Raw genomic sequence first — 3,172 nt, 5'->3', positions numbered from 1 at the left:
CGGGACCTCTCCCGAGGGCGTCCGGTATTCCGCGAGCACCCGGCTTCGCACCGCCTCCACGCGGTCGGTGCCCATCAGGCCGACCACGGCTCCACCGAAGCCGCCGCCGGTCTGCCTTGCGCCGCCATTCTCGCCGATCGCATCCGACATGATCTCGGCGAGTCGGTCGGTATGATCGACGGTGATTCCGAAATCGTCCCGCTGCGAGGCATGGCTCTCGCGCATGAGCTGTCCCATCGCCCGCAGGTTGCCCCGCTCCAATTCCGCCGCCGCCGCCACCGTGCGGTCGTTCTCGGTGATGACGTGGCGCGCGCGTCGGACGACCATCGGGTCGGCGTCGGCCGCTGCCGCCTCGAGCATACCGAGATCGGCATCCCGAAGCGCGGGGACGGCGAGGAGCGCGGCCGCCTCTTCGCATTGCCGCCGGCGCTCGTTGTAATGGCCGTCCACAAGCCCCCGGACGACGCCCGACTGCACGATCATCACGGCGGCGTCGGACGGCATGCGGACGGGGCGCAGCTCGAGCGACCGGCAGTCGATGAGCAGCGCGGCGCCCTCGACGGTCGCTGCCGAGGCCAGCTGGTCGAGATTGCCGCAGCGCATCCCGACGAAGTCGCACTCGGCGGCCTGCGCCCAGAGCGCGACCTGCTTCGGATCCTCCCGCCGTCCGGCCGCGGCCAGGATCGCGGTTGCGACCGCGACCTCCAGCGAGGCGGAGGAGGAGAGGCCGGTGCCCATCGGCACGTCGCCCGCCACCGCGATGTCGAAGCCGCCCATCTCGACGCCCGCCTTTGCAAGGATCGCAACGGTCCCGCGAACATAGTCCCGCCAGCCGCCGAGCGGCGCCTTCTCGAGGTCGGGCGACGGAAGGAACGCATCCTCCTCTCCAAAATTGAGAGCGGCGACCTTTATCTCCCCATCGCCGCGGCGGCGTAGCGCGACGCGGGTCTCGGCGCCGATCGCGACCGGCAGCGCAAAGCCGTCATTATAGTCGGTATGCTCGCCGATCAGGTTGACGCGCGCCGGCGCGCGGACGACGAAGTCCGGCGCTCCGCCGAAGCGGCTCGAAAAGCCTTCCGAGAGTCTCAGCTGCAGCGTCGACACTAAATCGTCTCCTTAAAGATCGGGATCGATGGCGCGCAGCCGCTCCGCCGCCTGCTCCGGCGTCAGATCGCGCTGCGGCTCCGCGAGCATCTCATAGCCCACCATGAACTTCCGGACGCTCGCCGACCGCAGGAGGGGCGGGTAGAAATGCGCGTGCAGCCGCCAGGCTTCGGGATTGTCCGAAGTGCCGGGCGCTTGGTGCCAGCCCATGGAGTAGGGAAAGCTGGTCGAGAACAGGCGGTCGTAACGGGCCGTGATCCGCCGCAGGATGCTCGCGAGCGCCTCCCGCGCCTCCTCCGCAAGCCCGGGAAGCGTGGCGACGTCGTCGCGGGCGATCAGCAGGATCTCGAAGGGCCAGGCCGCCCACCAGGGGACGATCGCAAGCCAGTGCGCGTTGCGGTCAACGATCCGTACTTCGTCCCGCTCCTCGCGCTCGACGACCTCGGCGAGAAGCACCGAGCCCCGGGTGCTCAGCCACTCCGCCTGACGCGCGTCCTCGGCTGCGACCTGCGTCGGCACGAAGTCGCTCGCCCAAATCTGCCCGTGCGGATGGGGGCTGGAGCAGCCCATCATCGCCCCCTTATTCTCGAACACCTGGACGTAGGAATAGCTTCGGCCGAGGCGGTCCGCTTCCGAGCACCAGATGTCGACAACCCGCTTGACCTGGTGCTGCTCAAGCTCCGGCAGGGTGCGCGAATGATCCGGGGAGAAGCAGACGACAAGCGCCTCGCCGGCCGCCGGCATCGCCCGGAAGAGCGCGTCCTCCCCTCCGGGCCCGCGGCTTTCTGCCGTCAGAGCGGGGAAGTCGTTGGCGAACACATAGGTGTTTTCATAGTCAGGATTGCGCACGCCGTTCGCGCGGCTGTTTCCCGGGCACAGGTGGCACTCGGGATCGTAGGGAATGAGGTCCCTCGGCAGCGGCGGCGTCTCGTCCCCGCGCCACGGGCGCTTGGCCCGGTGCGGCGACACGAGCAGCCACTCCCCCGTCAGCAGGTTCAGCCTTCGGTGGGGATGCTCGGAGATGTCCAGATCGGCGGTGCTGTCGGTCACATGAGTCCAGTCGGTCGAGTGCCCGGACACACGGTGCAAGGAGGTCTCCCACCCCGATCCGCCGCGCCCCGAGCAAAGGAGAAGCTTCCGGCTCTGGGTAGGAAGATGATTTTCCCCGATCAAGCGCCATCGAACGCCACCCGCCCCGGCCGGACCCGCTGGGACGGTTGCGATGGTCCCGCCTCCCGCCAGCCCGGGTTTGAAGCGCGGCGCGAACTCCTACGCGCGCTTGCCACCCGTTGCGGACCCTCGCAGCAACAGGTATTCACTTTCTCGCCCGATTTGCCTCGAGGGGGATGAGAGATGCGCAACTTTCTGCCGTTGCTTGGCGGTGTTCTGGCTCTGGCAACCCCGGCTTATGCCCGAGAAGCGCAGCCGAACCCGTATCAGTCGCGTAGCGTCTCGCCCGGCGCCTTCGACAAGCTGGAGGTCTCCGGCCCCTTCAACGTTGCCGTCCTCATCGGCCAAGCCCCGCAGGTGGCTCTTTCCGGCCCGCCCGCTTTGCTGGCCGACACGATCGCGGAAGTCAGCGGCGGCACTCTGAAGATCCGGTTCCGCGAAGGCGCCGCGTGGAGCTGGAACCAGGGCTCCGGGATGAATGTCGTGGTCTCCGCACCCACTCTTGTCTCCACCCGTGTCCAGGGTGCGGCGCAGGTCGAGGTCGATCGGGTGAGCGGCGACAGGTTTTCCGCTGCTACCGACGGATCGGGCAGCATCGTCCTTCGCGGGCTGGATGCCGGGCATGTCCAGTTGGCAACCGGTGGTTCGGGCGGGATCACTGCCGAGGGAACAGCCCGCGAGGCCGGCTATGCGGTGGGCGGATCGGGCTCGATCGATGCCAAGCGGCTGCGGGTCGAGACGGCGAGCATCGCGATCGGCGGGGCCGGCTCGATCCATGCCGATGTCTCCCGTAACGCCCGAATCTCGCTCGCCGGCAGCGGCCGGGTCGATGTCGTCGGCGGCGCGACCTGCATCGAGCAGCCGCTGAAGTCGCCGCAAGTCGAGTGCCGCTGATCGC

Annotated in this window: 3 protein-coding genes; 1 reads left to right on the top strand and 2 read right to left on the bottom strand. The window is 68.6% G+C overall.

Annotated elements, in window-relative coordinates; genetic code table 11:
* Both galK and VF662_RS03275 read right to left on the bottom strand, forming a co-directional pair.
* On the bottom strand, positions 1 to 1,104 hold a 1,104-nt coding region (galK, locus tag VF662_RS03280), incomplete at its 3' end, for a galactokinase (protein ID WP_464137653.1).
* A 12-nt stretch (positions 1,105 to 1,116) separates the two neighbouring features.
* Positions 1,117 to 2,184, bottom strand: a complete 1,068-nt coding sequence (locus VF662_RS03275; RefSeq protein ID WP_464137655.1) for a UDP-glucose--hexose-1-phosphate uridylyltransferase — start codon at positions 2,182 to 2,184, stop codon at positions 1,117 to 1,119.
* A 273-nt stretch (positions 2,185 to 2,457) separates the two neighbouring features.
* Here VF662_RS03275 and VF662_RS03270 point away from each other — a divergent pair, with 273 nt between their 5' ends.
* On the top strand, positions 2,458 to 3,168 hold the full coding sequence (locus VF662_RS03270) for a head GIN domain-containing protein (RefSeq protein WP_464137651.1): 711 nt from the start codon (positions 2,458 to 2,460) through the stop codon (positions 3,166 to 3,168).
* Positions 3,169 to 3,172: the final 4 nt, after the last annotated feature.

The sequence above is a fragment of the Allosphingosinicella sp. genome (genome assembly GCF_036387215.1).
Taxonomy (GTDB): domain Bacteria; phylum Pseudomonadota; class Alphaproteobacteria; order Sphingomonadales; family Sphingomonadaceae; genus Allosphingosinicella.
Note: the sequence above shows the minus strand (reverse complement) of the source record. Positions and strands in the feature narration are given on the sequence as shown.